The sequence below is a fragment of the Enterobacter quasiroggenkampii genome, assembly GCF_043972695.1.
Lineage (GTDB): Bacteria > Pseudomonadota > Gammaproteobacteria > Enterobacterales > Enterobacteriaceae > Enterobacter > Enterobacter quasiroggenkampii.
The window spans coordinates 4,386,584-4,410,400 of sequence record NZ_CP143745.1 but is presented as its reverse complement, the minus strand read 5'-3'; the positions used below and the strand labels follow the sequence as shown (position 1 = coordinate 4,410,400).

Here is a 23,817-nt window from a genome sequence, read left to right as displayed (position 1 = left end):
AGTATGTGCTTATTATGAAAAACGGAACGCTGTTTCGTTTTACTTCCCGCCTTCGGGCATGACCACATCTGGAGGTTACCGTGGACGTCAGAGAAAGCATCCACAGCGCGCACGCCAAAACGCTGGATACTCAGGGGCTGCGCAAGGCATTTTTAGTCGAGCAGATATTCGAGGCCGACAGGTACACCATGGTTTACAGCCATATCGACCGCATTATTGTGGGCGGCATTATGCCCGTCACGAAAACCGTCTCCGTGGGCGGCGAGGTCGGTAAACAGCTGGGCGTGAATTATTTCCTCGAGCGTCGCGAGCTGGGGGTGATCAACATCGGCGGGCCGGGCACCATCACCGTAGACGGACAGTGCTATGAGATTGGCCATCGCGAGGCACTGTACGTAGGTAAAGGGGCGAAAGACGTGGTCTTTGCCAGCATCGACGCCAGCAAGCCTGCGAAGTTTTACTACAACTGCGCGCCGGCTCACACCACCTGTCCAACCAAAAAAGTGACCACGGCAGACGTCGCGCCCGTGACGCTGGGCGACAACCTCACCAGCAACCGCCGCACCATCAATAAATACTTCGTGCCGGACGTGCTGGAGACCTGTCAGCTCAGCATGGGGTTGACCGAGCTTGCGCCAGGGAATCTGTGGAACACCATGCCGTGCCATACCCACGAGCGCCGGATGGAAGTCTACTTCTACTTCAACATGGATGAGGACGCCTGCGTGTTCCACATGATGGGACAGCCGCAGGAAACGCGCCATATCGTGATGCACAACGAGCAGGCGGTGATTTCGCCGAGCTGGTCTATTCACTCCGGCGTTGGGACAAAAGCCTACACCTTTATCTGGGGAATGGTGGGCGAAAACCAGGTCTTTGATGATATGGACCATGTTGCGGTCAGCGATCTGCGCTAGTCGCGGGCAGTGAAGCATAAACCTGCCTGTGAGTGACAGGCTCTGAAAGAGTAAGGAATAAACATGATTCTGGATGCATTCTCTCTGCAGGGGAAAGTGGCGGTGGTTTCCGGATGTGATACCGGGCTGGGTCAGGGGATGGCGTTAGGCCTGGCGGAAGCGGGCTGCGATATCGTCGGGATTAATATCGTTGAACCGACGGAAACCATCGAACGCGTGACGGCGCTGGGTCGCCGTTTCCTGAGCCTGACCGCCGACCTGCGTAAAATCGATGCCATTCCTGAACTGCTGGATCGCGCGGTGGCGGAATTCGGCCATATCGACATTCTGGTCAACAACGCCGGGCTGATTCGCCGTGAAGATGCGATCAACTTCAGCGAACGCGACTGGGATGACGTGATGGATTTGAACATCAAGAGCGTATTTTTCATGTCTCAGGCGGCGGCAAAGCACTTTATCGCGCAGGGGAACGGCGGCAAGATCGTGAATATTGCCTCCATGCTCTCGTTCCAGGGCGGTATCCGCGTGCCGTCTTACACCGCGTCCAAAAGCGCCGTAATGGGCGTAACCCGCCTGCTGGCAAACGAGTGGGCGAAACACAACATCAATGTGAATGCGATTGCGCCGGGTTACATGGCGACCAATAACACCCAGCAGCTGCGCGCAGACGAGCAGCGTAGCGCGGAAATCCTCGACCGTATTCCTGCGGGGCGCTGGGGTCTTCCGCGCGATCTGATGGGGCCGGTGGTCTTTCTGGCCTCGTCGGCATCGGACTATATCAACGGCTACACCGTGGCGGTTGATGGCGGCTGGCTGGCACGTTAATTCCACCTGCATGACGAACCTCTGCCCTCGGGTGGAGGTTTTTTTTGGCTAAAAATTGCCATTATCCATATGACATAAGATGAAAAATCCATACTGAAAATTCATAAATGACGCGTATCACAGTTTTATCGCTTAAATATTAGGTAATTAATAAAAAACGGTGCGATTTCAGCATTAGTTGAAATTGTAATGTCCATCACAGATCGTGATGCCATAGCGAAATAATCCATATCTTCACGAATTCCCGCCTGACACTTTTCTTCACTATCTCGTAATTTCATTTAACGAATTTTGCTGTTGAGGCAGGAAAAATATGACATCTATAAATGACTCTACCCTAATGCCCGCTGCGCTGCGCGATACCCGGCGCATGAATCAGTTTGTCTCCATTGCCGCTGCCGTGGCGGGCCTGTTATTTGGACTGGATATTGGCGTCATTGCCGGTGCATTACCGTTTATTACCGATCACTTTACCCTGAGCAGCCGCCTGCAGGAGTGGGTGGTGAGCAGCATGATGCTGGGCGCGGCCATCGGCGCGCTGTTCAACGGCTGGCTCTCGTTTCGTCTGGGGCGCAAATACAGCCTGATGGCCGGGGCGATTCTGTTTGTCGCCGGCTCCATTGGCTCCGCGTTTGCCGCAAACGTTGAGGTTCTGCTGCTTTCCCGCGTGCTGCTGGGCGTGGCGGTGGGGATTGCCTCCTATACGGCACCGCTTTATCTCTCCGAAATGGCGAGTGAGAACGTGCGCGGGAAGATGATCAGCATGTACCAGCTGATGGTCACGCTGGGTATTGTGCTGGCGTTCCTGTCTGACACGTACTTCAGCTACAGCGGCAACTGGCGCGCAATGCTCGGCGTGCTGGCGCTGCCAGCGGTGGTGTTGATTGTCTTAGTGATTTTCCTGCCGAACAGCCCGCGCTGGCTGGCGCAAAAAGGGCGCCACGTGGAGGCAGAAGAGGTGCTGCGCATGCTGCGCGATACCTCCGAAAAAGCCCGCGAAGAACTGAACGAGATCCGCGAAAGCCTGAAGCTCAAGCAGGGGGGCTGGGCGCTGTTTAAAACCAACCGCAACGTGCGCCGGGCGGTCTTCCTCGGCATGCTGCTGCAGGCGATGCAGCAGTTCACCGGCATGAACATCATCATGTACTACGCGCCGCGCATTTTCAAAATGGCCGGGTTCACCACCACGGAACAGCAGATGATCGCCACCCTGGTGGTCGGGCTGACCTTCATGTTCGCCACCTTTATTGCCGTATTCACCGTGGACAAGGCGGGCCGCAAGCCGGCGCTGAAAATTGGCTTCAGCGTGATGGCGCTCGGCACGCTGATCCTCGGCTACTGCCTGATGCAGTTTGATAACGGCACGGCCTCCAGCGGACTTTCCTGGCTTTCTGTCGGGATGACCATGATGTGTATCGCAGGCTACGCGATGAGCGCCGCGCCCGTAGTGTGGATCCTGTGCTCCGAAATCCAGCCGCTAAAATGCCGTGACTTTGGCATCACCTGCTCCACGACCACCAACTGGGTGTCGAACATGATCATCGGCGCGACGTTCCTGACGCTGCTGGACGCGATTGGCGCAGCGGGAACGTTCTGGCTCTATACGGTGCTGAACGTGGCGTTTATTGGCATCACGTTCTGGCTGATCCCGGAGACTAAAGGCGTGACGCTGGAACACATCGAGCGCAAGCTGATGGCCGGGGAGAAGCTGCGAAACATCGGCGTGTGATCGTATTGCCAGTCTACGTATTCCAGCGTATGCAGGCGATAACCGATATTGGTTTAACAAGGCGCTGAACAGAGCGCCTTTTTTTATTGGCATCGGTTATGTTAAAAGAAGAAATCAACGGAAAGGAGGGATGATGAAAACGATCGGCCTGTTAGGTGGAATGAGCTGGGAATCGACAATCCCTTATTATCGCCTGATTAACGAAGGGGTGAAGCAGCGTCTGGGTGGTCTGCACTCCGCGAGCCTGCTCCTGCACAGCGTGGATTTCCATGAAATCGAAGCCTGCCAGTCGAGCGGCGAGTGGGATAAAGCCGGGGAGATCCTGGCCCTGGCGGCGCTCGGGCTTGAGCGGGCCGGCGCCGAGGGGATAGTGCTGTGTACCAATACCATGCACAAGGTGGCATCACATATTGAGAACCGCTGCTCGCTGCCGTTCCTGCATATTGCTGATGCGACCGGGCGCGCAATTGCGGCATCCGGGATGCGCCGCGTAGCGCTGCTGGGCACACGCTACACCATGGAGCAGGATTTCTATCGCGGGCGCTTACACAGCGAGTTTGGGATCGAAAGTCTGATCCCGGAAGAAGAAGACCGGGCGCGCATCAATCAGATTATCTTTGACGAGCTCTGTCTCGGCACCTTCAGCGAAACCTCCCGCGCCTTCTACGTTAGCGTCATCGAGAAACTCGCGCTTCAGGGGGCCGAAGGGGTGATCTTTGGCTGCACGGAGATTGGTTTAATGGTACCCGTTGAGCGAAGCCCTCTCCCGGTATTTGATACCACCGCTATCCATGCTGCGGATGCCGTGGCGTTTATGCTGTCCTGAGCATCCGGTTCTGGTTTATGTGTTGGCGGCGTCATAAGCGGATTGCGCCGCCACAATAGCATCAATATTATTTTCCACCCAGTGCGCCAGCACCGTGACCGTTTCAGTTAACGTCTGGCCAAGCGGCGTCAGGCTGTACTCGACTGTGACAGGTACCGTGGCGAATATCTTTCGCGACACCAGCCCATCTCGTTCCAGCTTGCGTAAAGACTGGGTCAGCACCTTTTTGGTGATTCGCTGAATATCGCGTTGAAGATGATTAAAGCGCATCGGTCCATTCTCAAGGCGCGCAAGGATTAACAGTGCCCACTTATCGGCGATACGCGTCAGCACGCCGCGTGTCGGGCAGCGCTCATCGAACACGTTGTAAGGAGGCATCTCCTTTTTCAATACTGCTGTAGGGGTCATGGTGGTTCCCTCGAGGTAACCAGGTGAGATAAAAGTGCCTTCTTACGCCCGTGAATATTTGCGTGTATAAAACGACGTAAGGTTTCTATTTGATACCAGGGAACCGAAAATGGCAACGGGCTCGCAGAGCAATTTTAAAATCGTCTTAATCGTTTGACTCACAAGGCAATATTGCATCAGGAGATAAATCATGAGCGTTGTAGTTATCTATTATTCTGGCTACGGTCATACTAAACGCGTTGCAGAAACAGTCGCCGAGGGCGCGCAGGCTGAGCTGATCGCTATTGACAGCAATGGCGATATTCAGGAAAGCGACTGGCAAAAACTCAACGATGCTAAAGCGATTATTTTTGGCGCGCCAACCTACATGGGAAGCGTACCGTGGCAGTTTAAGAAATTCGCTGATGCGACCTCTAAAGCCTGGTTTGTGCGTAGCTGGCAGGACAAAGTGTTCGCGGGCTTCAGCAACAGCGCAAGCCTGAACGGTGATAAGCAGGTGTCGTTACAATACCTGCAAACGCTGGCCTCTCAACACGGTGGGATTTGGGTGAGCCTGGGGCTACCGCCGTCAAATACGCTTGCCGCTACCCGTCAGGACATTAATAATCTGGGCGGTTCTGTTGGTTTACTGGTGCAGTCTCCTTCAGATGCTGATGCTGGCGCCATTGCCAGCGGCGATCTGCAAACCGCGGTGAAATTCGGCGAGCGTGTAGCGGCTATTGCGAAACGTTTTAACTGAGTGTTCAGGCGCCCGCTGTTTAGTGGGGCGTCTGATTCAACATCTTATTCAGCCGGTCGGTCAACATACTTAGCCCTCCTTGCAGATGCTCACTGAACGCCTCCACCAGCGCCGACGCCGGGCGATGCAATGGGCGGATTAGGCTCACGGTAAAAGGAACCGAGACGCTAAACCGACGCACAATAATTCCACTTTCCGCATAGTCCAGCGCCGTAAGCGGATTCACCACCGCGACGCCGACGCCTGCGCGCACCATCGCACAAATCGAGGCCGCGCTGTGCGTTTCTACCACCATTCGCCGTTTTACCTGATGCTCGGCAAACAGGGTATCCAGCAGCTGTCGATAACTGTCGGTCTGCGACAGGCTAATATAGTTTTCCCCATGGAAATCTTCCGGCGTGAGTACCGCCTTACCGGCAAGCCGATGTCCGGCGGGCAGAACGCACACTTCATCTAATGAGAGCAACTCCGTGCGCGCCGTGCCCGCTGGGGAGGAGAGGGTCTCGGTTATCCCTAAATCATGACGCTGAGCCGAAAGCCACTCTTCAAGCAGGGGAGACTCCTGCGGCACGATGGTGAGGCTGACCTCCGGATAGCGGGCCAGAAAGGGCTGGAGCAGCATCGGCAAAAAGGATTGCGAGAAGACGGGCAGGCAGACAATCGACAGCTCGCCCTGGCGAAACTCGCGCAGGCTTTCCGCGGCACTCACTATTCTGTCCAGCCCGTACCAGGAGCGCTGGACTTCCTCAAACAGACGTAACCCCTGTACCGTCGGGTGAAGCCTGCCCCGGGTGCGTTCGAACAGCTTCAGCCCCAGCACTTTCTCGAAGCGGGCCAGCTCGCGGCTTACCGTCGGCTGCGAGGTATGCAGCATCTGTGCGGCTTCGGTGAGATTGCCGGTGGTCATCACGGCGTGGAAAATCTCGATATGGCGTAAATTGACGGCGGGCATAGGGCACCTGAAAGCAAAGAACTGTCCATATCATTTTTGCATAGACTCGCGATAAAACGATATTTTTTATTCTCTTTGCGCTGTGGCGTAATCATCAAAACGCATTTATCCGGAGAAGACCATGCCACGCCCGCTGAACCAGACTGATACCGATTTGAACGCCGACAACCTGCTGCGCCTGCCTGCCGAGTTTGGCTGCCCGGTGTGGGTCTACGACGCGCAGATCGTCCGCGAGAAGATCGCCGCCCTGCATCAGTTCGACGTGGTGCGTTTTGCCCAGAAGGCCTGCTCCAATATTCATATTCTGCGCCTGATGCGCGAGCAGGGCGTGAAGGTGGACTCCGTTTCACTCGGCGAAATCGAGCGCGCGCTGGCGGCCGGATACGATACGAAAGCCGACAGCGACGCGATCGTCTTTACCGCCGATGTGATCGACGATGCGACGCTGGCGCGCGTTCACGAGCTGCAGATCCCGGTGAATGCCGGTTCTGTGGATATGCTGGAGCAGTTGGGTCAGGTTTCTCCCGGCCATCGCGTCTGGCTGCGCGTGAACCCGGGCTTTGGTCATGGCCACAGCCAAAAAACCAATACCGGCGGCGAAAACAGCAAGCACGGGATCTGGTATGCCGATATGCCTGCCGCGCTGGAGGTATTACAACGCTACAGCCTGAAGCTGGTGGGGATTCATATGCACATTGGCTCAGGGGTGGATTACGGCCACCTGGAGCAGGTGTGCGGCGCGATGGTGCGTCAGGTTGTCGACTTCGGTCAGGATCTGGAGGCGATCTCTGCGGGCGGCGGTCTCTCCATTCCTTATCGCGAAGGGGAAGAGGCGATCGATACCGATCACTATTACGGTCTGTGGAGCGCCGCGCGCGATCAAATCGCCGCGCATCTTGGCCACGCGGTAAAACTGGAAATTGAGCCGGGCCGTTTCCTGGTGGCAGAAGCCGGTGTGCTGGTTTCGCAGGTGCGCAGCGTGAAGGAGATGGGGTCTCGCCACTTCGTACTGATTGACGCGGGCTTTAACGACCTGATGCGTCCGTCCATGTACGGCAGCTATCACCACATTACCGCCCTGGCTGCCGACGGCCGCGATTTAACGCAGGCGCCGCGCGTTGAGACGGTCGTTGCGGGGCCGCTGTGCGAATCGGGTGACGTGTTTACCCAGCAGGAAGGCGGCAAAGTAGAAACCCGCGCGCTGCCAGAGGTCAAGCCGGGTGATTACCTTGTGCTGCACGACACCGGCGCGTACGGGGCGTCAATGTCCTCTAACTACAATAGCCGCCCGCTGCTGCCGGAAGTGCTGTTTGATAACGGCAAGGCGCGGCTGATCCGCCGTCGCCAGACCATTCAGGAACTGCTGGCTTTAGAACTCATCTGAGTAAAGTAGGGCCCGGTGGTGACCGAATCGCGTAAGACCAGCGTGCCGGTAAACGGCGGGATGGCATCGACCGGCTGGTTTCTTGCCAGCCGGATCGCCTGATCGATGGCGGTGACAATCATATTGTCGATGGGCAAATAAACCGATGAGAGCGCAGGCTCCAGCCATTTCGCGCTAGGGGCATCGTCAAAGCCGAACAGTGAAATATCCTGCGGGATTTTAAGCCCCGCCTGGTGCAACGCTTTGGACGCGCCCAGCGCCATGTCGTCGTTACAGGCAAACAGGGCGCTAAACGATACACCGTCGGCAATCAATTCCTTGCAAAGCTCATATCCCCCGGTCATTCCCGCATCGCCGTACTTTATCCGACGCTCGTCCAGACGGATGCCGTGCTTTTCCAGCGCCTTGCGATAGCCCATCAGCCTCGCTTTCCCGGTTGGGGTATGGATCGGGACGGTGATACAGGCGATCTCCCGATGCCCCTGTTCGATCAGATAATCCACAGCCTTAAATGCGGCATCCTGCTGTTCGAAGAACACGCAGCGATCCGGCGCCTGGCTCACTTCACGGTTAATGACCACCAGCGGTGTTTTTACCGAGTTCATCAGTTTGATGATCGCTTTTTCGCTCATATAGCGCGTATAAAGCACGATGGCATCGCACTGGCGATCGGCCAGCATCTGCACCGCCTGTTCTTCCTGTTCCGGCGCGTCGTGACCGTCGGTGACGATCAGCTGTTTCCCGTGGGTTTCAGTCTGCCGCGACGCCTGCTGGAGAAGGCGGCCAAAGTAAAAGCCGTCGAAGGTCGAGACGACCAGACCAATGCTGTTGCTGGTCTGGTTAGCCAGCGAGCGTGCGAGAAAGTTCGGCCGATAGCCCAGCTCTTCCATCGCAGCAAACACCTGCTGACGCGTACTCTCTTTAACCTGACCCGTGCCGTTCAGCACGCGCGATACCGTGGCCTTCGACACGCCCGCGCGCAGTGAGACATCCAGCATTGTTGCCATTCTACATTCCTGCTTCCACGTAATGATCTGCAGTTTAACACAGAGCTTACGCCGTATAAGCGATGCGGGAAGCGCAAAAATTCCGCCACGATCACGCTTTTTGGTAACGATTCGTCAGGCCTGCCTGAAGTCAAACTAAATAGTCTGACTCTGGTAAAATGATCGCCAATCGAGCTGGAGACGTCAGGCCAGCCCATTAATGAGAATACGCAGGTGAAACGTGAAAAAGACAGTTATCCTCCCGCTTTACGATGCACCGCAGTATGCTGAGCAGGTTACCGACTGGATCTGGCAGGCCTTTGGCGAAGGGCTTCCCCGGGAATTTTTCCACAGTATTGTTGAGCACAGCCAGACGCCGGGGGCATTACCGCTGACGTTTATTGCCGTTGAGGACGAAAAGCTTCTTGGTTCGGTGGGGCTCTGGCGCTGCGATTTGATCACCCGTCAGGATCTCTTTCCGTGGCTGGCGGCACTGTACGTTGACGACGCGGCGCGAGGCAAGGGGCTGGCGGGAGAACTTCAGCGGCATGTTATCGCTTACGCCGCGCAGTCCGGGTATGAGGAACTCCATCTCTGGTCTGCCTGCCGCGACTTCTACGAACGTTACGGCTGGCAGTATATCGGTGATGGGCTGGAATACCCCAACACGCGGGTTCACCTCTACCGTTATTCGCTCTGCGCTTCTGCAGGCGACGCAACGGAGTGACGACGGACCAGCGTCGGGCTAAACAGATGCGTTATTTCCGGCGGCTGACGCTGTTCAGCCAGCGCGAGTGCCAGCTCGGCGGCCTGCGTTGCCATGGTGATGATTGGGTAGCGCACGGTGGTCAGACGCGGGCGAACGTAGCGGGAGACCAGCACGTCATCGAAGCCAATCAGCGAAATTTCGGCCGGTACCTCAATCCCGTTGTCATTCAACACCCCCATCGCTCCTGCGGCCATAGAGTCGTTATAGCTGGCAACCGCCGTGAAATTCCGTCCGCGACCCAGCAGCTCGGTCATGGCCTGTTCACCGCCGCTCTCGTCCGGTTCACCGTAGGCCACCAGACGGTCATTACACGGCAGCCCGTTTTCACGCAGGGCGTCGTAGTAGCCCTGCAGGCGATCCTCCGCATCGGAAATCGGGTGATTGGAACAGAGATAGCCAATTCGGGTATGGCCCTGCTGAATCAGATGCCGCGTGGCAAGCCAGGCGCCGTAGCGGTCGTCGAGGGCCACACAGCGTTTCTCAAAGCCGGGAATAATGCGGTTGATAATCACCATGCCCGGCATCTGCTTCATCAGATGAATCAGTTCGGCATCCGGGATCATTTTGGCGTGAACCACCAGCGCCGCACAGCGGTGGCGGATCAGCTGTTCAATGGCCTGGCGTTCCTTTTGTTCGTTATGATAGCCATTGCCGATCAGCAAAAAATTGCCTGTCTGATAAGACACCTGTTCAACCGCTTTCACCATGGCGCCGAAAAAGGGATCGGAAACATCCCCCACCACCAGCCCGATGGTTTCTGTAGACTGCTGGGCGAGCGCGCGGGCATTGGCATTGGGATGATAATTCAGGGATTCCATGGCGCTTTGTACCGCCTGACGTGATGCGTCACTGGCTTTTGGTGAATCATTAATTACGCGCGAGACGGTTGCCACCGACACGCCTGCCAGACGGGCCACATCCTTTATTGTCGCCATTCATTACCTTCTTATTGGGGGTAAGCGTTTACACACCAAATAGTGTTGCGGAAAAGCGGCGTGCATTCAAGGGGAGCGGATTTTCGCGCTCCACAAACGTGACGCAGCACACCCCTGGCGGTGTAATCGTTACACGCCCAGTCATGTCTGAAGAATGTGAATCTGAACCTTTAGTTACACTTTGCCTCAGGCTGTTGCGATTGTCCGATAGCAAGGGTGTTAAAGAGGTTGATACAGTTGAGATCCCAGAGGTATTGATTGGTGAGAATTCTTAGTACGGTTTCGTACTCATCTCTTGCACCAACCTGCGCGGATGCGCAGGTTTTTTTTCGCCTCCACTTTTGCTGTCGCTCCCTTACCACTTCTCGTGTAATCTGCCACCATTTACTATCGACCCTCCACACTGGCTGGCAAAGGGAGTTGAGATGCTATTTGGGTTCTTCCGTACGCTTTTCCGTATTCTGTTTCGCATCCGCATCACCGGCGATGCCCGGGCGCTTCGCGGCGAACGCGTTCTCATCACACCAAACCATGTTTCCTTTATAGACGGCATTCTGCTGGCGCTGTTTTTGCCCGTGCGCCCGGTGTTTGCGGTGTATACCTCCATCAGCCAGCAGTGGTACATGCGCTGGCTCACGCCGTTGATTGATTTTGTCCCGCTCGACCCGACAAAACCGATGATGATTAAACATCTGGTACGCCTGGTCGAGCAGGGGCGCCCGGTGGTCATTTTCCCGGAAGGGCGTATCTCCGTGACCGGTTCGTTGATGAAAATCTACGACGGCGCGGGGTTTGTCGCGGCGAAGTCAAAAGCAACCGTGGTGCCGCTGCGTATTGAAGGCGCGGAGCTGACCCATTTCAGCCGTCTCAAGGGGCTGGTGAAGCAGCGTCTGTTCCCCAAAATCACGTTGCATATCCTGCCGCCAACGTCGTTACCGATGCCCGACGCGCCGCGTGCCCGCGATCGCCGTAAAATCGCCGGGGAAATGCTGCATCAGATTATGATGGAAGCGCGTATGGCCGTGCGCCCGCGCGAAACGCTCTACGAATCCCTGCTTTCCGCGCAGTACCGCTATGGCGCGAAGAAAAACTGCATCGAAGACATCAACTTTACCCCGGATACCTATCGCAAACTGCTGACCAAGACCCTGTTTGTGGGCCGTATTCTGGAGAAGTACAGCAAAAAGGGCGAAAAGATTGGCCTGATGCTGCCTAACGCGGGCATCAGCGCGGCGGTGATTTTCGGCGCGGTTTCCCGGGGCCGGATCCCGGCGATGATGAACTACACGGCGGGCGTGAAGGGGCTGACTAGCGCCATTACTGCCGCTCAGATTAATACCGTCTTTACCTCCCGTCAGTTTCTGGACAAAGGCAAGCTCTGGCATCTTCCCGAGCAGCTCACCCAGGTGCGCTGGGTCTTCCTGGAGGATCTGAAAGCGGACGTGACCACCGGCGACAAGCTGTGGATTTTTGCGCATCTGCTGGTGCCGCGTCTGGCGCAGGTCAAACAGCAGCCGGAAGATGACGCCATTATCCTCTTCACGTCAGGCTCAGAGGGCAACCCGAAAGGCGTCGTCCACAGCCACAAGAGCATTCTGGCGAACGTTGAGCAGATTAAAAGTATCGCCGACTTTACCGCGAACGACCGCTTTATGTCGGCGCTGCCGCTGTTCCACTCCTTTGGCCTGACGGTGGGGCTGTTCACGCCGCTCCTGACCGGCGCAGAAGTGTTCCTCTACCCGAGCCCGCTGCATTACCGCATTGTGCCGGAGCTGGTGTATGACCGTAACTGTACCGTTCTGTTCGGGACCTCAACCTTCCTGGGGAACTATGCGCGTTTCGCCAATCCGTATGATTTTTATCGCGTGCGGTATGTGGTGGCTGGTGCGGAAAAACTGCAGGAGAGCACGCGCCAGATCTGGCAGGACAAGTTTGGCCTGCGCATTCTCGAAGGCTATGGCGTTACCGAGTGTGCGCCCGTGGTCTCGATTAACGTGCCGATGGCGGCGAAACCGGGTACGGTTGGCCGAATTCTGCCGGGGATGGACGCGCGTCTGCTGGCGGTGCCGGGCATTGAGGACGGTGGCCGCCTGCAGCTCAAAGGGCCAAACGTGATGAACGGGTATCTGCGCGTGGAAAACCCGGGCGTGCTGGAAGCGCCGACGGCGGAAAACGTCAACGGCGAGGTTGAAACCGGCTGGTACGACACCGGGGATATCGTCCGTTTCGATGAACAGGGCTTTGTACAGATTCAGGGACGCGCGAAACGCTTCGCCAAAATTGCCGGCGAAATGGTCTCTCTGGAAATGGTGGAGCAACTGGCGACGGCAGTGTCCGCCGAGAAGATGCACGCCACGGTGGTGAAGAGCGATGCCAGCAAAGGCGAGGCGCTGGTGCTGTTTACGACCGACGGTGAGCTTAAGCGCGACAGGTTACTGAGCTATGCGCGTGAACACGGTATTCCTGAACTGGCCGTGCCGCGCGATATTCGCTACCTGAAACAGCTCCCGGTACTGGGCAGCGGGAAGCCAGATTTCGTGACCCTGAAAGGCATGGTTGAAGAGGCGGAACAGCAAAATGCGTGAGTCAGTACACACTAACACATCCCTCAGGTCGAAAGGCATGATGGCCGTCATTGCCGCGCAGTTTCTCTCTGCGTTCGGCGATAACGCGCTGCTGTTTGCCACGCTGGCGCTGCTGAAAGCCGAGTTTTACCCCGACTGGAGTCAGCCGATCCTGCAGATGGTGTTTGTGGGCGCTTACATTATTTTTGCTCCATTTGTGGGGCAGGTGGCGGACAGTTTCCCGAAAGGCCGGGTGATGATGTTTGCCAACGGTCTCAAGCTGCTGGGGGCGGCCAGCATTTGCTTTGGCTTCAATCCGTTTATTGGCTACACGCTGGTGGGCATTGGAGCCGCCGCCTACTCCCCGGCGAAGTACGGCATTCTCGGCGAGTTGACCACCGGGGATAAGCTGGTGAAAGCCAATGGTCTGATGGAGTCATCTACTATTGCCGCTATCCTGATTGGCTCCGTTGCGGGCGGCGTGCTGGCCGACTGGCATGTTCTGGCGGCACTGGGCGTGTGTGCGGTGGTGTATGGCGGGGCGGTCGTGGCGAACCTGTTTATTCCGAAGCTGCCTGCGGCTCGCCCGGGTCAATCCTGGCGATTTAAACCGATGACCGGCAGTTTCTTTACCGCCTGCCGCGTGCTGTGGCGTAACGGTGAAACGCGTTTCTCCCTGATGGGGACCAGCATGTTCTGGGGCGCGGGCGTCACCCTGCGCTTCCTGCTGGTTCTGTGGGTGCCGGTGGCGCTGGGCATTACGGACAACGCGACGCCAACCTATCTTAATGCGATGGTGGCTATCGGGATTGTGGTTGGGGCGGGCGCGGCGGCGAAGTTGGTCACGCTGGAGACGGTCGCACGCTGCATGCCCGCCGGGATCCTGATTGGCGTCGTGGTGCTTATCTTCTCGCTGCAGCATGCGTTATTGCCCGCGTATGCCCTCCTCATCCTGATTGGTATTCTGGGGGGCTTCTTCGTAGTGCCGCTGAATGCGTTACTGCAGGAGCGGGGCAAGCAGACCGTCGGGGCAGGCAATGCCATTGCGGTACAAAACCTGGGTGAAAACCTGGCAATGCTGTTCATGCTGGGGCTCTACTCGCTGGCGGTAAAAGTGGGTGTGCCGGTGGTGGGGATTGGCGTCGGGTTTGGCGGGCTGTTTGCGATTGCGATTGCGGGTTTGTGGATGTGGCAACGTCGCCGTTGATATCTGGCCGGGTGGCGGCTTCGCCTTACCCGGCCTGGGTTTGAGCACCTGTAGGCCCGGTAAGCGTAGCGCCAGCGGGCAAAAGCGTCAGGCTATGGTGCAGGATAAGTATAAACCTGATGCACTGCTTCAATCTCCGCTAACACCTCTTCACTCAGGTTCAGGTGGAAACTCTCAATATTGGTTTTCAGCTGTTCCATCGTGGTTGCGCCCAGCAGGGTACTGGCAACAAACGGCTGACGACGCACGAAGGCCAGCGCCATCTGCGCAGGGTCAAGGCCGTGACGCTTCGCGATATCCACATAAGCGGCAACGGCTTTCTGCGTCTGCTCGCCGCTGTAGCGGGTGAAGCGGCTAAAGAGGGTGTTACGCGCCCCGGCCGGTTTCGCGCCGTTCAGGTATTTCCCCGTCAGGGTGCCGAAGCCGAGACAGGAGTAAGCAAGCAGTTCCACTTCTTCATACTGCGTCACTTCGGCCAGACCCACTTCATAGCTGCGGTTAAGCAGGCTGTACGGGTTCTGAATAGTCACAATACGCGGCAGATCGTGCTTATCCGCCAGGTGCAGATAGCGCATGACCCCAAAGGCCGTTTCGTTAGACACGCCAATGTAGCGGATTTTTCCCGCACGCTGGCATTCGGTCAGCGCTTCCAGCGTTTCCAGCAGCGTCACCGCGGGGGCGCTCTCATTCCAGCTGTACCCGAGCTTGCCAAAGCAGTTGGTTGGCCGCTGCGGCCAGTGTACCTGGTACAGGTCGAGATAGTCGGTTTGCAGGCGCTTGAGGCTGGCGTCCAGCGCGGCGCGGATATTTTTGCGATCGAGGATCTGGTTCGGGCGGATCCCGGTATCGTTGTTGCGCGCGGGGCCGCTGACTTTGGAGGCAATCACCAGCTTTTCACGGTTGCCGCGTTTTGCCAGCCAGTTACCGACGTAGGTTTCGGTCAGTCCCTGCGTCTCAGGACGTGGCGGAACAGGGTACATCTCTGCGACATCAATCAGGTTAATGCCCTGGCTGACGGCATAATCGAGTTGTGCATGGGCATCGGCTTCGCTGTTTTGTTCACCAAATGTCATCGTGCCCAACCCCAGTTGGCTAATTTCCAGAGCGCTGTGGGGGATACGGTGATAATGCATAGCCGGCTTCCTCAGTAGACATATAAACCGCGTCAGGGCGTACCCGACAAAGGAATATAAACATGGCAGAGGGGAAGCAAAAGGGGAAGAAAAAAATCAAAAAGGCCAGCAAGCGACTGACCTCTCTCTGATTATCGCTCGATAATTTGCGATACTTCGTCGCGATTGATCTGCATTTTATTGCCTTCCTGGTCGCGGTAGCTGACCAGACCAGTATCATCGTCGACTTCGGGTTTACCGTCGGTCAGGATCATTCGACCATCTTTTGTCGCCATGACGTAATCGCTACTACAGCCCGATACGGCAAACGCTAAACCGACTGCTGACACTAATACTGCCCATTTTTTCATCGTTATCGTCCTCATCTGGCTTGTATCAAATCATAATCTAGTATTAACCCGATATGGCGAGTTGAGGAAGCGGTAAAATCTTAAAAAGCAGTCGATTATGTTTGAGAGCTCTCAAAATAAGTAAAAAACTATGTTTTCAACAGGAAATGACGTGCGAGTAGTGCGCCGGTGAAATTCTTTTTGAGATAAAAACCGCGCGGCAACGTCAGTATCGGCTCACCCTGCGCGCCGATTGCCTCGGTAAGGGCTTTACTGTTGGCTGCTTTTGGGCGCAGCTGTAATACCTCTCCGTGTCGGGCGGTGATGCGCTCAACCTGCCCAAGAACAATCATGTCCATCAGCTCTTCCCAGTCCAGACGCAGCTGATGCTCCTCATCCTCGTCCGGGCTCCAGAGCAGCGGCGCGCCAACGCGACGGTCGGCCAGGGGAATCTGACGTTCACCCTCAACCGGTACCCACAATACGCGCTTCAGCTTGTGACGAACGTGGCTGGTTTCCCACGTTACGCCGGTATTGCCGGTTAATGGCGCAACGCAGACAAAGGTGGTCTCAAGCGGCTTGCCCTGGCGGTCTACAGGAATGGTTTTTAGCTCCACGCCAAGGGCTGCAAAATCTTGCTCAGGTTTGCTCCCTGCGCTGGCACCCAGCCACAGCTCCAGCAGCATGCCGATCCAGCCTTTATCCCGTTTCAGATCCTTCGGGATCGGCAGCCCGGCCATTGCTGCCAGCTCGCCAAGCGAAAAACCGGCCAGACGCTGTGCCTGCAGTAGCAACTGGCTCTCACTGGACGGTGGTGAGCCCAAGGGTGTAAGCGGATGCATGACGGTAACCTTTTGATTAAAAAATAAACGAAGAAATTGTCCCCTGTGGATAGAGTTTAACTTTTTCTGTACCAATATGACATCTCTATGATTTATAGGTTTTTTTATCGGTCTGAAATCGTTTCGCCTGGGTGGAAAAAGCGGTTGTTCAAATCTGGTCACTGACAATGAACAGGATCTTACACCATGTTATCCACAGAAAAATGGGATAACTGGGCATAACCCTGACTACTGTTTCCATTTACAGCCTTGACGTGCGATGAAAATCGAATTTTCACACAAATTGTGACTAACTTATTGGCACAATCTGTGGATAAAACCGACGCTGTTCGATCTTTCATCAGCACGACGAACCCTGGTGTGACGATCGTCACGCTATTCAGTTTTTTGTTTACGTAAATGCATCTAACTCTATGAATATAATCATGTTAATGAATGCGAGCAAAAGAGGGTGTGCGGCGGTCGTTGAGGTTGTTCATCGGTAATCAGACACTTCTTCACAACTATATCCACAGAAAAGGTGAATAAAATTCCCTTCACTGTCGCTCATCTGTTTATAACTCAGCACTTATTTGTGAGTTATTCAATTGTTATTAGGTTGCAGGCCTGTAAGAGAGTGGTTTACCGCCTCCCTGTAGTGTGAAACAATCATTCATATATAAGGTTTAGTTTGGGGTAGTCCGGTGATTGATGACGATGGCTACCGCCCGAACGTAGGAATAGTAATTTGTAATCGTCAGGGCCAGGTGATGTGGGCCCGTCGATATGGTCAACACTCCTGGCAGTTCCCGCAAGGCGGGATCAATCCGGGAGAGTCCCCAGAACAAGCGATGTACCGGGAGCTTTTTGAAGAGGTCGGTTTGAGCCGAAAAGATGTTCGCATCCTGGCTTCGACCCGCAACTGGTTGCGTTACAAGTTACCGAAACGTTTGGTGCGTTGGGACACAAAGCCGGTTTGTATCGGCCAGAAACAGAAGTGGTTTCTGTTGCAGTTGGTGGGCAACGATTCAGACATCAATATGCAAACCAGCAGTACGCCGGAGTTTGATGGCTGGCGCTGGGTGAGCTATTGGTATCCTGTTCGTCAGGTCGTGTCATTTAAGCGCGATGTTTACCGTAGGGTGATGAAAGAGTTTGCAAGTGTGGTGATGCAGCTTCAGGAGATCCCGCCTAAGCCGCAGAGCGCACCTGCCTGGCGACGTAAAAGAGGTTAAGCTACGCAAATCATGCTCACCCGCTTGCGAGAAATAGTCGAGAAGGTGGCCAGCGCGCCGCGTCTGAACGAGGCGTTGAATATTCTGGTCACCGACATCTGTCTTGCGATGGAGACCGAGGTCTGTTCGGTGTATCTGGCCGACCACGATCGGCGCTGCTATTACCTGATGGCGACCCGTGGTTTGAAAAAACCACGTGGACGCACCGTTACGCTCGCATTTGATGAAGGTATCGTGGGTCTGGTTGGGCGACTGGCTGAACCCATTAACCTTGCTGACGCGCAAAAACACCCCAGCTTTAAATACATCCCCTCCGTAAAAGAAGAGCGCTTCCGCGCTTTCCTTGGCGTGCCGATTATCCAGCGTCGCCAGTTGCTCGGCGTGCTGGTTGTCCAGCAGCGTGAGCTACGTCAGTACGACGAAAGCGAGGAGTCTTTCCTCGTCACGCTGGCCACGCAGATGGCGGCGATCCTCTCTCAGTCTCAGCTTGCCGCGCTCTTTGGTCAGTATCGCCATACGCGCATTCGTGCCCTTCCGGCATCGCCAGGTGTAGCGATTGCTGAAGGCTGGATGGACGCCACGCTGCCGTTAATGGAGCAGGTTTACGAAGCCTCAACGCTTGATGAAGCGCTTGAGCGCGAGCGTCTCACCGCCGCGCTGGAAGAGGCAGCGAATGAATTTCGTCGTTACAGCAAGCGTTTTGCCGCAGGCGCGCAAAAAGAGACGGCGGCCATCTTCGACCTCTATTCGCACCTGCTCTCCGATGCGCGCCTGCGCCGTGAGCTTTTTGCGGAAGTGGATAAAGGCTCGGTCGCAGAGTGGGCGGTTAAGAAGGTCATCGAAAAATTTGCCGACCAGTTTGCGGCACTGACCGACGGTTACCTGAAAGAGCGGGCAGGGGATCTGCGCGCTCTGGGGCAGCGCCTGCTGTTCCATCTTGATGACACCATTCAGGGCCCGAATGCCTGGCCAAAACGGTTTGTTCTGGTCGCCGACGAACTCTCGGCAACGACGCTGGCTGAACTGCCGCAGGACAGGCTGGCCGGTGTGGTGGTGCGCGATGGTGCCGCCAACTCACACGCCGCTATTATGGTGCGCGCGCTGGGCATCCCTACCGTTATGGGGGCGGACATTCAGCCGTCGGTGCTGCACCGACGTACGCTGGTGGTCGACGGCTATCGCGGTGAGCTGCTGGTCGATCCTGAGCCGGTTCTGCTCCAGGAATACCAGCGTCTTATCAGCGAAGAGAATGAATTAAGCAAGCTGGCGGAAGATGACGTTAACCTGCCCGCCCAGCTTAAGAGCGGTGAGCGGATCAAAGTCATGCTCAATGCCGGTTTAAGCCCCGAGCACGAAGAGAAGTTGGGCAGCCGCATCGACGGCATTGGCCTGTACCGAACAGAAATCCCGTTCATGCTGCAGAGCGGTTTCCCCTCTGAAGAGGAGCAGGTGGCGCAGTATCAGGGTATGCTGCAGATGTTTAACGACAAACCTGTCACCCTGCGAACCCTGGACGTCGGGGCGGATAAACAGCTCCCCTATATGCCGATCAGCGAAGAAAACCCGTGCCTGGGCTGGCGTGGGATCCGCATTACGCTCGATCAGCCGGAGATCTTCCTGATCCAGGTGCGCGCGATGCTGCGCGCCAACGCGGCGACGGGCAATCTCAGCATCTTACTGCCGATGGTCACCAGCATTGATGAGATCGACGAGTCCCGGCGGCTGATCGAACGTGCTGGCCGTGAAGTGGAAGAGATGATCGGCTATGCGATCCCGAAACCGCGGATTGGGGTCATGCTTGAAGTGCCCTCCATGGTCTTTATGCTGCCGCAGCTGGCAAACCGCGTTGATTTTATCTCTGTCGGCACCAATGACCTGACGCAATATATTCTGGCCGTCGACCGTAACAATACCCGCGTCGCCAGTATCTACGATAGCCTGCATCCGGCGATTATTCGCGCCTTAGCGATGATTGCCCGAGAAGCGGAGCAGTACGGCATTGATTTACGCCTGTGCGGTGAAATGGCCGGGGATTCCATGTGCGTTGCGATCCTGATTGGTCTGGGATACCGCCATCTGTCGATGAACGGTCGCGCTGTTGCTCGCGTGAAATACCTGTTGCGGCATATCGACATCGATGATGCCCGCGAGCTGGCAGAACGCAGCCTTGAGGCGCAGCTGGCAGCGGAGGTCCGTCATCAGGTCGCGGCGTTTATGGAACGACGCGGTATGGGCGGTCTGATCCGCGGCGGCCGCTAAAGCCTTTCTCCCTCTCCCACAGGGAGAGGGGCGAGGTGAGGGCACCAGCGTACATAAAACCCTATACACATCTTTTACATCTCTGGCGCATCCTCCGCGCCCGCCTTGTGCTATGATTCGCAACTTTGGAGCCTCTGCTTACGGCAGAATCGCATTTCTACCGCTGTCCACTTTCAGCGGAATAACAACATCTTGTGGTGACAGATGAACAGTGGTTATCTGCATTTTCCGGAGTTTGATCCGGTCATTTTCTCAGTAGGACCTGTTTCGCTTCACTGGTACGGTCTGATGTACCTGGTGGGCTTCATTTTTGCCATGTGGCTCGCGGGTCGTCGCGCCAGCCGTCCTGGCAGCGGCTGGACTAAAAACGAAGTTGAAAACCTGCTGTATGCGGGCTTCCTCGGCGTGTTCCTCGGTGGCCGTATTGGGTACGTATTGTTCTATAACTTCCCGGTATTCCTGAACGATCCGCTCTATCTGTTCCGCGTCTGGGACGGCGGCATGTCCTTCCACGGCGGCCTGATTGGGGTGATCCTGGTGATGGTGATTTTTGCCAAACGCACCAAACGCAACTTCTTCCAGGTGTCCGATTTTATCGCGCCGCTGATCCCGTTTGGTCTCGGGGCGGGCCGTCTGGGCAACTTCATCAACGGTGAGCTGTGGGGCCGCGTCGACCCGAGCGTTTCCTTTACCATGCTGTTCCCGGGCTCGCGCGCGGAAGACATGGCGCTGCTGCCGTCGCATCCTGAGTGGCAGTCCATTTTCGATACCTACGGCGTGCTGCCGCGCCATATGTCTCAGCTGTACGAGCTGGCGCTGGAAGGCGTGGTGCTGTTTATCATCCTCAACCTGTTTATCCGCAAACCGCGCCCGATGGGGGCTGTCTCCGGCCTGTTCCTGATTGGCTACGGTGCATTCCGCATCATCGTCGAATTCTTCCGCCAGCCGGACGCACAGTTTACCGGCGAGTGGGTACAGTACATCAGCATGGGGCAGATCCTCTCCATTCCGATGATTGTCGCGGGTGCCATTATGATGATTTGGGCGTATCGTCGTCGTCCACAGCAACAGATTTCCTGAGGAACCATGAAACAGTATCTTGAACTGATGAAAAAAGTGCTCGATGAGGGCACGCCGAAAAACGACCGCACCGGCACCGGTACGCTCTCCATTTTTGGCCACCAGATGCGCTTCAATCTGCAGGAAGGCTTCCCGCTGGTGACGACAAAGCGCTGCCATCTGCGCTCGATCATTCATGAACTGCTCTGGTTCCTGCAAGGCGATACCAACGTTGCGTATCTGCACGAAAATAACGTCTCGATCTGGGACGAATGGGCAGATGAAAACGGCAATCTGGGCCCGGTATACGGCAAGCAGTGGCGCGCATGGCCCACGCCTGATGGCCGCCATATTGACCAGATCACCACCGTGATGAACCAGCTGAAAAACGATCCGGACTCGCGCCGCATCATCGTTTCCGCCTGGAACGTCGGCGAGCTGGATAAAATGGCGCTGGCACCGTGCCACGCGTTCTTCCAGTTCTATGTGGCGGATGGAAAGCTCTCCTGCCAGCTCTATCAGCGCTCCTGTGACGTGTTCCTCGGCCTGCCGTTTAACATTGCCAGCTATGCGCTGTTAGTTCACATGATGGCGCAGCAGTGCGACCTGGAAGTGGGCGATTTCGTCTGGACCGGTGGGGATACCCATCTCTACAGCAACCATATGGAACAGACGCATCTCCAGCTGACCCGCGAACCGCGTGCGCTGCCGAAGCTAATTATCAAACGCAAACCGGCATCAATCTTCGACTATCGCTTTGATGATTTCGAGATTGAGGGCTACGACCCGCACCCGGGCATCAAAGCGCCCGTCGCGATCTGATGCGATAAAGCCTGACACAACCGGTGCTGTTTAGCGCCGGTTTTTTTTCGCCTTTCTCCCGTTTCCCGAAGCGCTATCCAGAAAGCGTGCAACGCGCTGCAACTCTCCCACTTCTCCGGATGACGTCTCGTAAAACGAGGATCCGATGCTCGTCATGTCCACGGCGCTTCGCCACACTCCCGGTATGAAAAAAGAGAACGGTTTTACGCTTATCGAAACGCTGGTCGCCGTTTCGCTTGTCGTCATCCTTAGCGCCTCCGGTCTGTACGGCTGGGACAGCTGGCAACGGCAGCAGCGGCTGTGGCAAACCGCCAGCCAGGTGCGAGATTACCTGCTGTTTCTGCGCAACCATGCCAACCGCCACAACCGCGACCATCAAATTACCCGTCAGCGGATGGGGGACCGGGACTGTCTGGCGAGCTCTGCCGTGCAAGGCTGTGAAAAGGACAGTCCCTTTGTGCTGATTCCACTCTGGCCTGAGGTCACGATCGGTGAGGTCACGCCGTCCCTCGGGTTCTACGGATTACGGGATACGGCATGGGCGGGGCGGATAAGCGTTCAAAGCCGTGCTGGAGAATGGTTGATTATTGTCTCAAATGGAGGACGCATCAGGATGTGTCAGGTCTCTGAGGGAGGTTCATGTTGATGAGGCAGTGCGGTTTCTCACTGACAGAAGTGTTGATTGCCACGGCGATGAGCAGCCTTTTGCTGATAAGCGCATCGCGTTTTTTACCCGGGCTACAGCGGGCCGTATTACTGCAATCTGGCCAGCGAGAGCTGGAAGAAGAGGTCTGGCAAGACCTGTTCGCCCTCGGCAAGCAGCTTCAGCGTGCGGGATACTGCGCGGGAAATTGCCAGGGACAGGCGCTGGCGATCGGCAGGCAGGGGAGCTGCATCATTGTGCGATGGGATGCCAACAGTAACGGTCGCTGGGATAGCAGCGCATCAGAAAATGACAGCACCGGTTTTCGTCTGGAATCGGGGGCGCTGGAAACCCTGCGTGGCGCGACGTCGTGTGAAGGAAAAGGGTGGGAAAAGCTCACGGACCCGGACAGGCTTGCGATCGCACATTTTGTCGTGAGGAAAGTGGAACATGCCGGTTTTGCGCCAGAGGTAAATATCGAACTGGCCGCGAGACGTAAAGGCGATAAAGGAGAACCCTGGCAGGCGTTGTATACGGTCACGGGGTATAACCTGTGAGCCGTCAACGCGGGATGTCTTCGCTGGCGATGGTTCTGCTTTTACTGGTGCTCGGTCCCCTGATCCTGACGGGGCTAAACCAGCAGGTCACAACGTTCAGTGCGCTCGTTGGCGGTGAGAGCCGCTCGCTTCAGCAGCAGGCGACGGCGCAGTCCGCGCTTGAGTGGGGACGTGTTCAGCGCTGGGCGCCAGAGCTACAAATCCAGTGCAAAACGACATCGACATGGCGAGTGTGTTTGCGTCAACTGAGTGAGGCGCGTGTACTACTGATAGCCAGCGGCAACGACCTGCTGCTCTGGCGTGCAGGAGAGATCGTCGACGGGAATGTGCGCTTTTCGCCTCACGGCTGGAGCGATTTTTGTCCTCTTAAGGAGAGCGCGTTATGTCAGCTGCCGTGAGCAGAGAAAAAGGGTTTAGCATGGTTGAGGTCCTGCTGGCGATGATGCTGCTGGTGGTGGTCGTGACCGCACTGTCGGGGTATCACCGGGCGCTGGCGGCGCGGTTCACCGCATTTAACCAGTATCGCCAGCTCTGGCACCATGCCTGGAACCAGTCTCAGCTCTCAACAAATGTTCTTCCTGCAGGCTGGCAGGCCCGTCGGGGGCAGACAACGCTCGCAGGATGTGTCAGCATCACGGTTACACTTATTTCTCCTCTGGGGCGGCGTGGTGAGTTAACGCGTCTGCATTGCCCGGTTAGCCAGTAGTCGGGAGCGTCT

24 protein-coding genes are annotated in these 23,817 nt (G+C 56.3%); 17 read left to right on the top strand and 7 right to left on the bottom strand.

Annotation, left to right across the window (positions count from 1 at the left end; genetic code table 11):
- Positions 1–80 precede the first annotated feature (80 nt).
- From kduI to V1572_RS20965, 4 genes are all read left to right on the top strand, one after another.
- Positions 81–917: a 5-dehydro-4-deoxy-D-glucuronate isomerase gene (gene kduI, locus V1572_RS20980; RefSeq protein ID WP_045909902.1), complete on the top strand. Its 837-nt coding sequence runs from the start codon at positions 81–83 to the stop codon at positions 915–917.
- A gap of 63 nt (positions 918–980) precedes the next feature.
- Entirely contained in the window at positions 981–1,742 is a 762-nt protein-coding gene (kduD, locus tag V1572_RS20975) for a 2-dehydro-3-deoxy-D-gluconate 5-dehydrogenase KduD (protein WP_048224726.1), read from the top strand.
- A gap of 313 nt (positions 1,743–2,055) precedes the next feature.
- Positions 2,056–3,471, top strand: a complete 1,416-nt coding sequence (locus V1572_RS20970; protein WP_262789941.1) for a sugar porter family MFS transporter — start codon at positions 2,056–2,058, stop codon at positions 3,469–3,471.
- Between the two features lie 133 nt (positions 3,472–3,604).
- Entirely contained in the window at positions 3,605–4,297 is a 693-nt protein-coding gene (locus tag V1572_RS20965; protein WP_395300003.1) for an aspartate/glutamate racemase, read from the top strand.
- 15 nt (positions 4,298–4,312) lie between these two features.
- Here V1572_RS20965 and V1572_RS20960 read toward each other — a convergent pair whose 3' ends face one another.
- Positions 4,313–4,705, bottom strand: a complete 393-nt coding sequence (locus V1572_RS20960) for a helix-turn-helix domain-containing protein (RefSeq protein WP_074180413.1) — start codon at positions 4,703–4,705, stop codon at positions 4,313–4,315.
- Between the two features lie 190 nt (positions 4,706–4,895).
- On the opposite strand from V1572_RS20960, the gene V1572_RS20955 reads away from it, so the two are divergent.
- Complete coding sequence (locus V1572_RS20955) at positions 4,896–5,444, top strand: flavodoxin family protein (RefSeq protein WP_045909897.1); 549 nt, start codon at positions 4,896–4,898, stop codon at positions 5,442–5,444.
- A gap of 19 nt (positions 5,445–5,463) precedes the next feature.
- Here the strand turns inward: V1572_RS20955 and V1572_RS20950 are convergent, their stop codons facing one another.
- On the bottom strand, positions 5,464–6,396 hold the full coding sequence (locus V1572_RS20950) for a LysR family transcriptional regulator (RefSeq protein WP_353145101.1): 933 nt from the start codon (positions 6,394–6,396) through the stop codon (positions 5,464–5,466).
- 121 nt (positions 6,397–6,517) lie between these two features.
- Between V1572_RS20950 and lysA the strand changes: the two genes are divergently transcribed.
- Positions 6,518–7,780 (top strand): diaminopimelate decarboxylase, encoded by a 1,263-nt coding sequence (lysA, locus tag V1572_RS20945; protein WP_325841874.1) that lies wholly within the window; start codon positions 6,518–6,520, stop codon positions 7,778–7,780.
- On the opposite strand, the gene V1572_RS20940 is transcribed toward lysA, so the two are convergent.
- Positions 7,750–8,787, bottom strand: coding sequence for a LacI family DNA-binding transcriptional regulator (locus V1572_RS20940; RefSeq protein ID WP_045909894.1), 1,038 nt, complete (start codon positions 8,785–8,787; stop codon positions 7,750–7,752). The two genes, lysA and V1572_RS20940, sit on opposite strands and share 31 nt — an antisense overlap.
- Positions 8,788–9,007: 220 nt before the next feature.
- On the opposite strand from V1572_RS20940, the gene V1572_RS20935 reads away from it, so the two are divergent.
- Positions 9,008–9,493, top strand: a complete 486-nt coding sequence (locus V1572_RS20935; protein ID WP_395299557.1) for a GNAT family N-acetyltransferase — start codon at positions 9,008–9,010, stop codon at positions 9,491–9,493.
- Here the strand turns inward: V1572_RS20935 and galR are convergent.
- Entirely contained in the window at positions 9,454–10,470 is a 1,017-nt protein-coding gene (gene galR / locus V1572_RS20930; protein ID WP_021242019.1) for an HTH-type transcriptional regulator GalR, read from the bottom strand. The genes V1572_RS20935 and galR overlap by 40 nt on opposite strands.
- Before the next feature lie 425 nt (positions 10,471–10,895).
- On the opposite strand from galR, the gene aas reads away from it, so the two are divergent.
- Together aas and lplT are read left to right on the top strand one after the other, a co-directional pair.
- A complete protein-coding gene (gene aas, locus V1572_RS20925) occupies positions 10,896–13,055 on the top strand; it encodes a bifunctional acyl-ACP--phospholipid O-acyltransferase/long-chain-fatty-acid--ACP ligase (protein WP_045909892.1) in 2,160 nt (719 codons plus the stop codon).
- Positions 13,048–14,241, top strand: coding sequence for a lysophospholipid transporter LplT (lplT, locus tag V1572_RS20920; protein ID WP_126533999.1), 1,194 nt, complete (start codon positions 13,048–13,050; stop codon positions 14,239–14,241). The genes aas and lplT overlap by 8 nt, the downstream gene beginning before the upstream one ends.
- A 92-nt stretch (positions 14,242–14,333) precedes the next feature.
- Here lplT and V1572_RS20915 read toward each other — a convergent pair whose 3' ends face one another.
- From V1572_RS20915 to mutH, 3 genes are all read right to left on the bottom strand, one after another.
- A complete protein-coding gene (locus V1572_RS20915) occupies positions 14,334–15,374 on the bottom strand; it encodes an NADP(H)-dependent aldo-keto reductase (RefSeq protein ID WP_023309049.1) in 1,041 nt (346 codons plus the stop codon).
- Positions 15,375–15,505: 131 nt separating this feature from the next.
- Entirely contained in the window at positions 15,506–15,724 is a 219-nt protein-coding gene (locus V1572_RS20910) for a YgdI/YgdR family lipoprotein (protein ID WP_008499668.1), read from the bottom strand.
- A 128-nt stretch (positions 15,725–15,852) separates the two neighbouring features.
- Positions 15,853–16,545, bottom strand: coding sequence for a DNA mismatch repair endonuclease MutH (gene mutH, locus V1572_RS20905; protein ID WP_047747241.1), 693 nt, complete (start codon positions 16,543–16,545; stop codon positions 15,853–15,855).
- 683 nt (positions 16,546–17,228) lie between these two features.
- Here mutH and rppH point away from each other — a divergent pair.
- The 8 genes from rppH (at position 17,229) to V1572_RS20865 (ending at position 23,805) form a co-directional block, all read left to right on the top strand.
- Complete coding sequence (rppH, locus tag V1572_RS20900; RefSeq protein ID WP_013098553.1) at positions 17,229–17,759, top strand: RNA pyrophosphohydrolase; 531 nt, start codon at positions 17,229–17,231, stop codon at positions 17,757–17,759.
- Positions 17,760–17,771: 12 nt separating this feature from the next.
- On the top strand, positions 17,772–20,018 hold the full coding sequence (ptsP, locus tag V1572_RS20895) for a phosphoenolpyruvate--protein phosphotransferase (protein WP_032643187.1): 2,247 nt from the start codon (positions 17,772–17,774) through the stop codon (positions 20,016–20,018).
- A gap of 204 nt (positions 20,019–20,222) precedes the next feature.
- Positions 20,223–21,098, top strand: a complete 876-nt coding sequence (gene lgt, locus V1572_RS20890) for a prolipoprotein diacylglyceryl transferase (RefSeq protein WP_048224706.1) — start codon at positions 20,223–20,225, stop codon at positions 21,096–21,098.
- Between the two features lie 6 nt (positions 21,099–21,104).
- On the top strand, positions 21,105–21,899 hold the full coding sequence (gene thyA / locus V1572_RS20885; protein ID WP_014885081.1) for a thymidylate synthase: 795 nt from the start codon (positions 21,105–21,107) through the stop codon (positions 21,897–21,899).
- 184 nt (positions 21,900–22,083) lie between these two features.
- On the top strand, positions 22,084–22,545 hold the full coding sequence (locus V1572_RS20880) for a prepilin peptidase-dependent protein (RefSeq protein WP_111967523.1): 462 nt from the start codon (positions 22,084–22,086) through the stop codon (positions 22,543–22,545).
- On the top strand, positions 22,539–23,099 hold the full coding sequence (locus V1572_RS20875; RefSeq protein ID WP_126533998.1) for a prepilin peptidase-dependent protein: 561 nt from the start codon (positions 22,539–22,541) through the stop codon (positions 23,097–23,099). Before V1572_RS20880 ends, V1572_RS20875 begins: the two co-directional genes overlap by 7 nt.
- Complete coding sequence (locus tag V1572_RS20870; RefSeq protein ID WP_395299556.1) at positions 23,096–23,497, top strand: DUF2509 family protein; 402 nt, start codon at positions 23,096–23,098, stop codon at positions 23,495–23,497. The genes V1572_RS20875 and V1572_RS20870 overlap by 4 nt, the downstream gene beginning before the upstream one ends.
- Entirely contained in the window at positions 23,482–23,805 is a 324-nt protein-coding gene (locus tag V1572_RS20865) for a prepilin-type N-terminal cleavage/methylation domain-containing protein (RefSeq protein WP_045909886.1), read from the top strand. Before V1572_RS20870 ends, V1572_RS20865 begins: the two co-directional genes overlap by 16 nt.
- Positions 23,806–23,817: the final 12 nt, after the last annotated feature.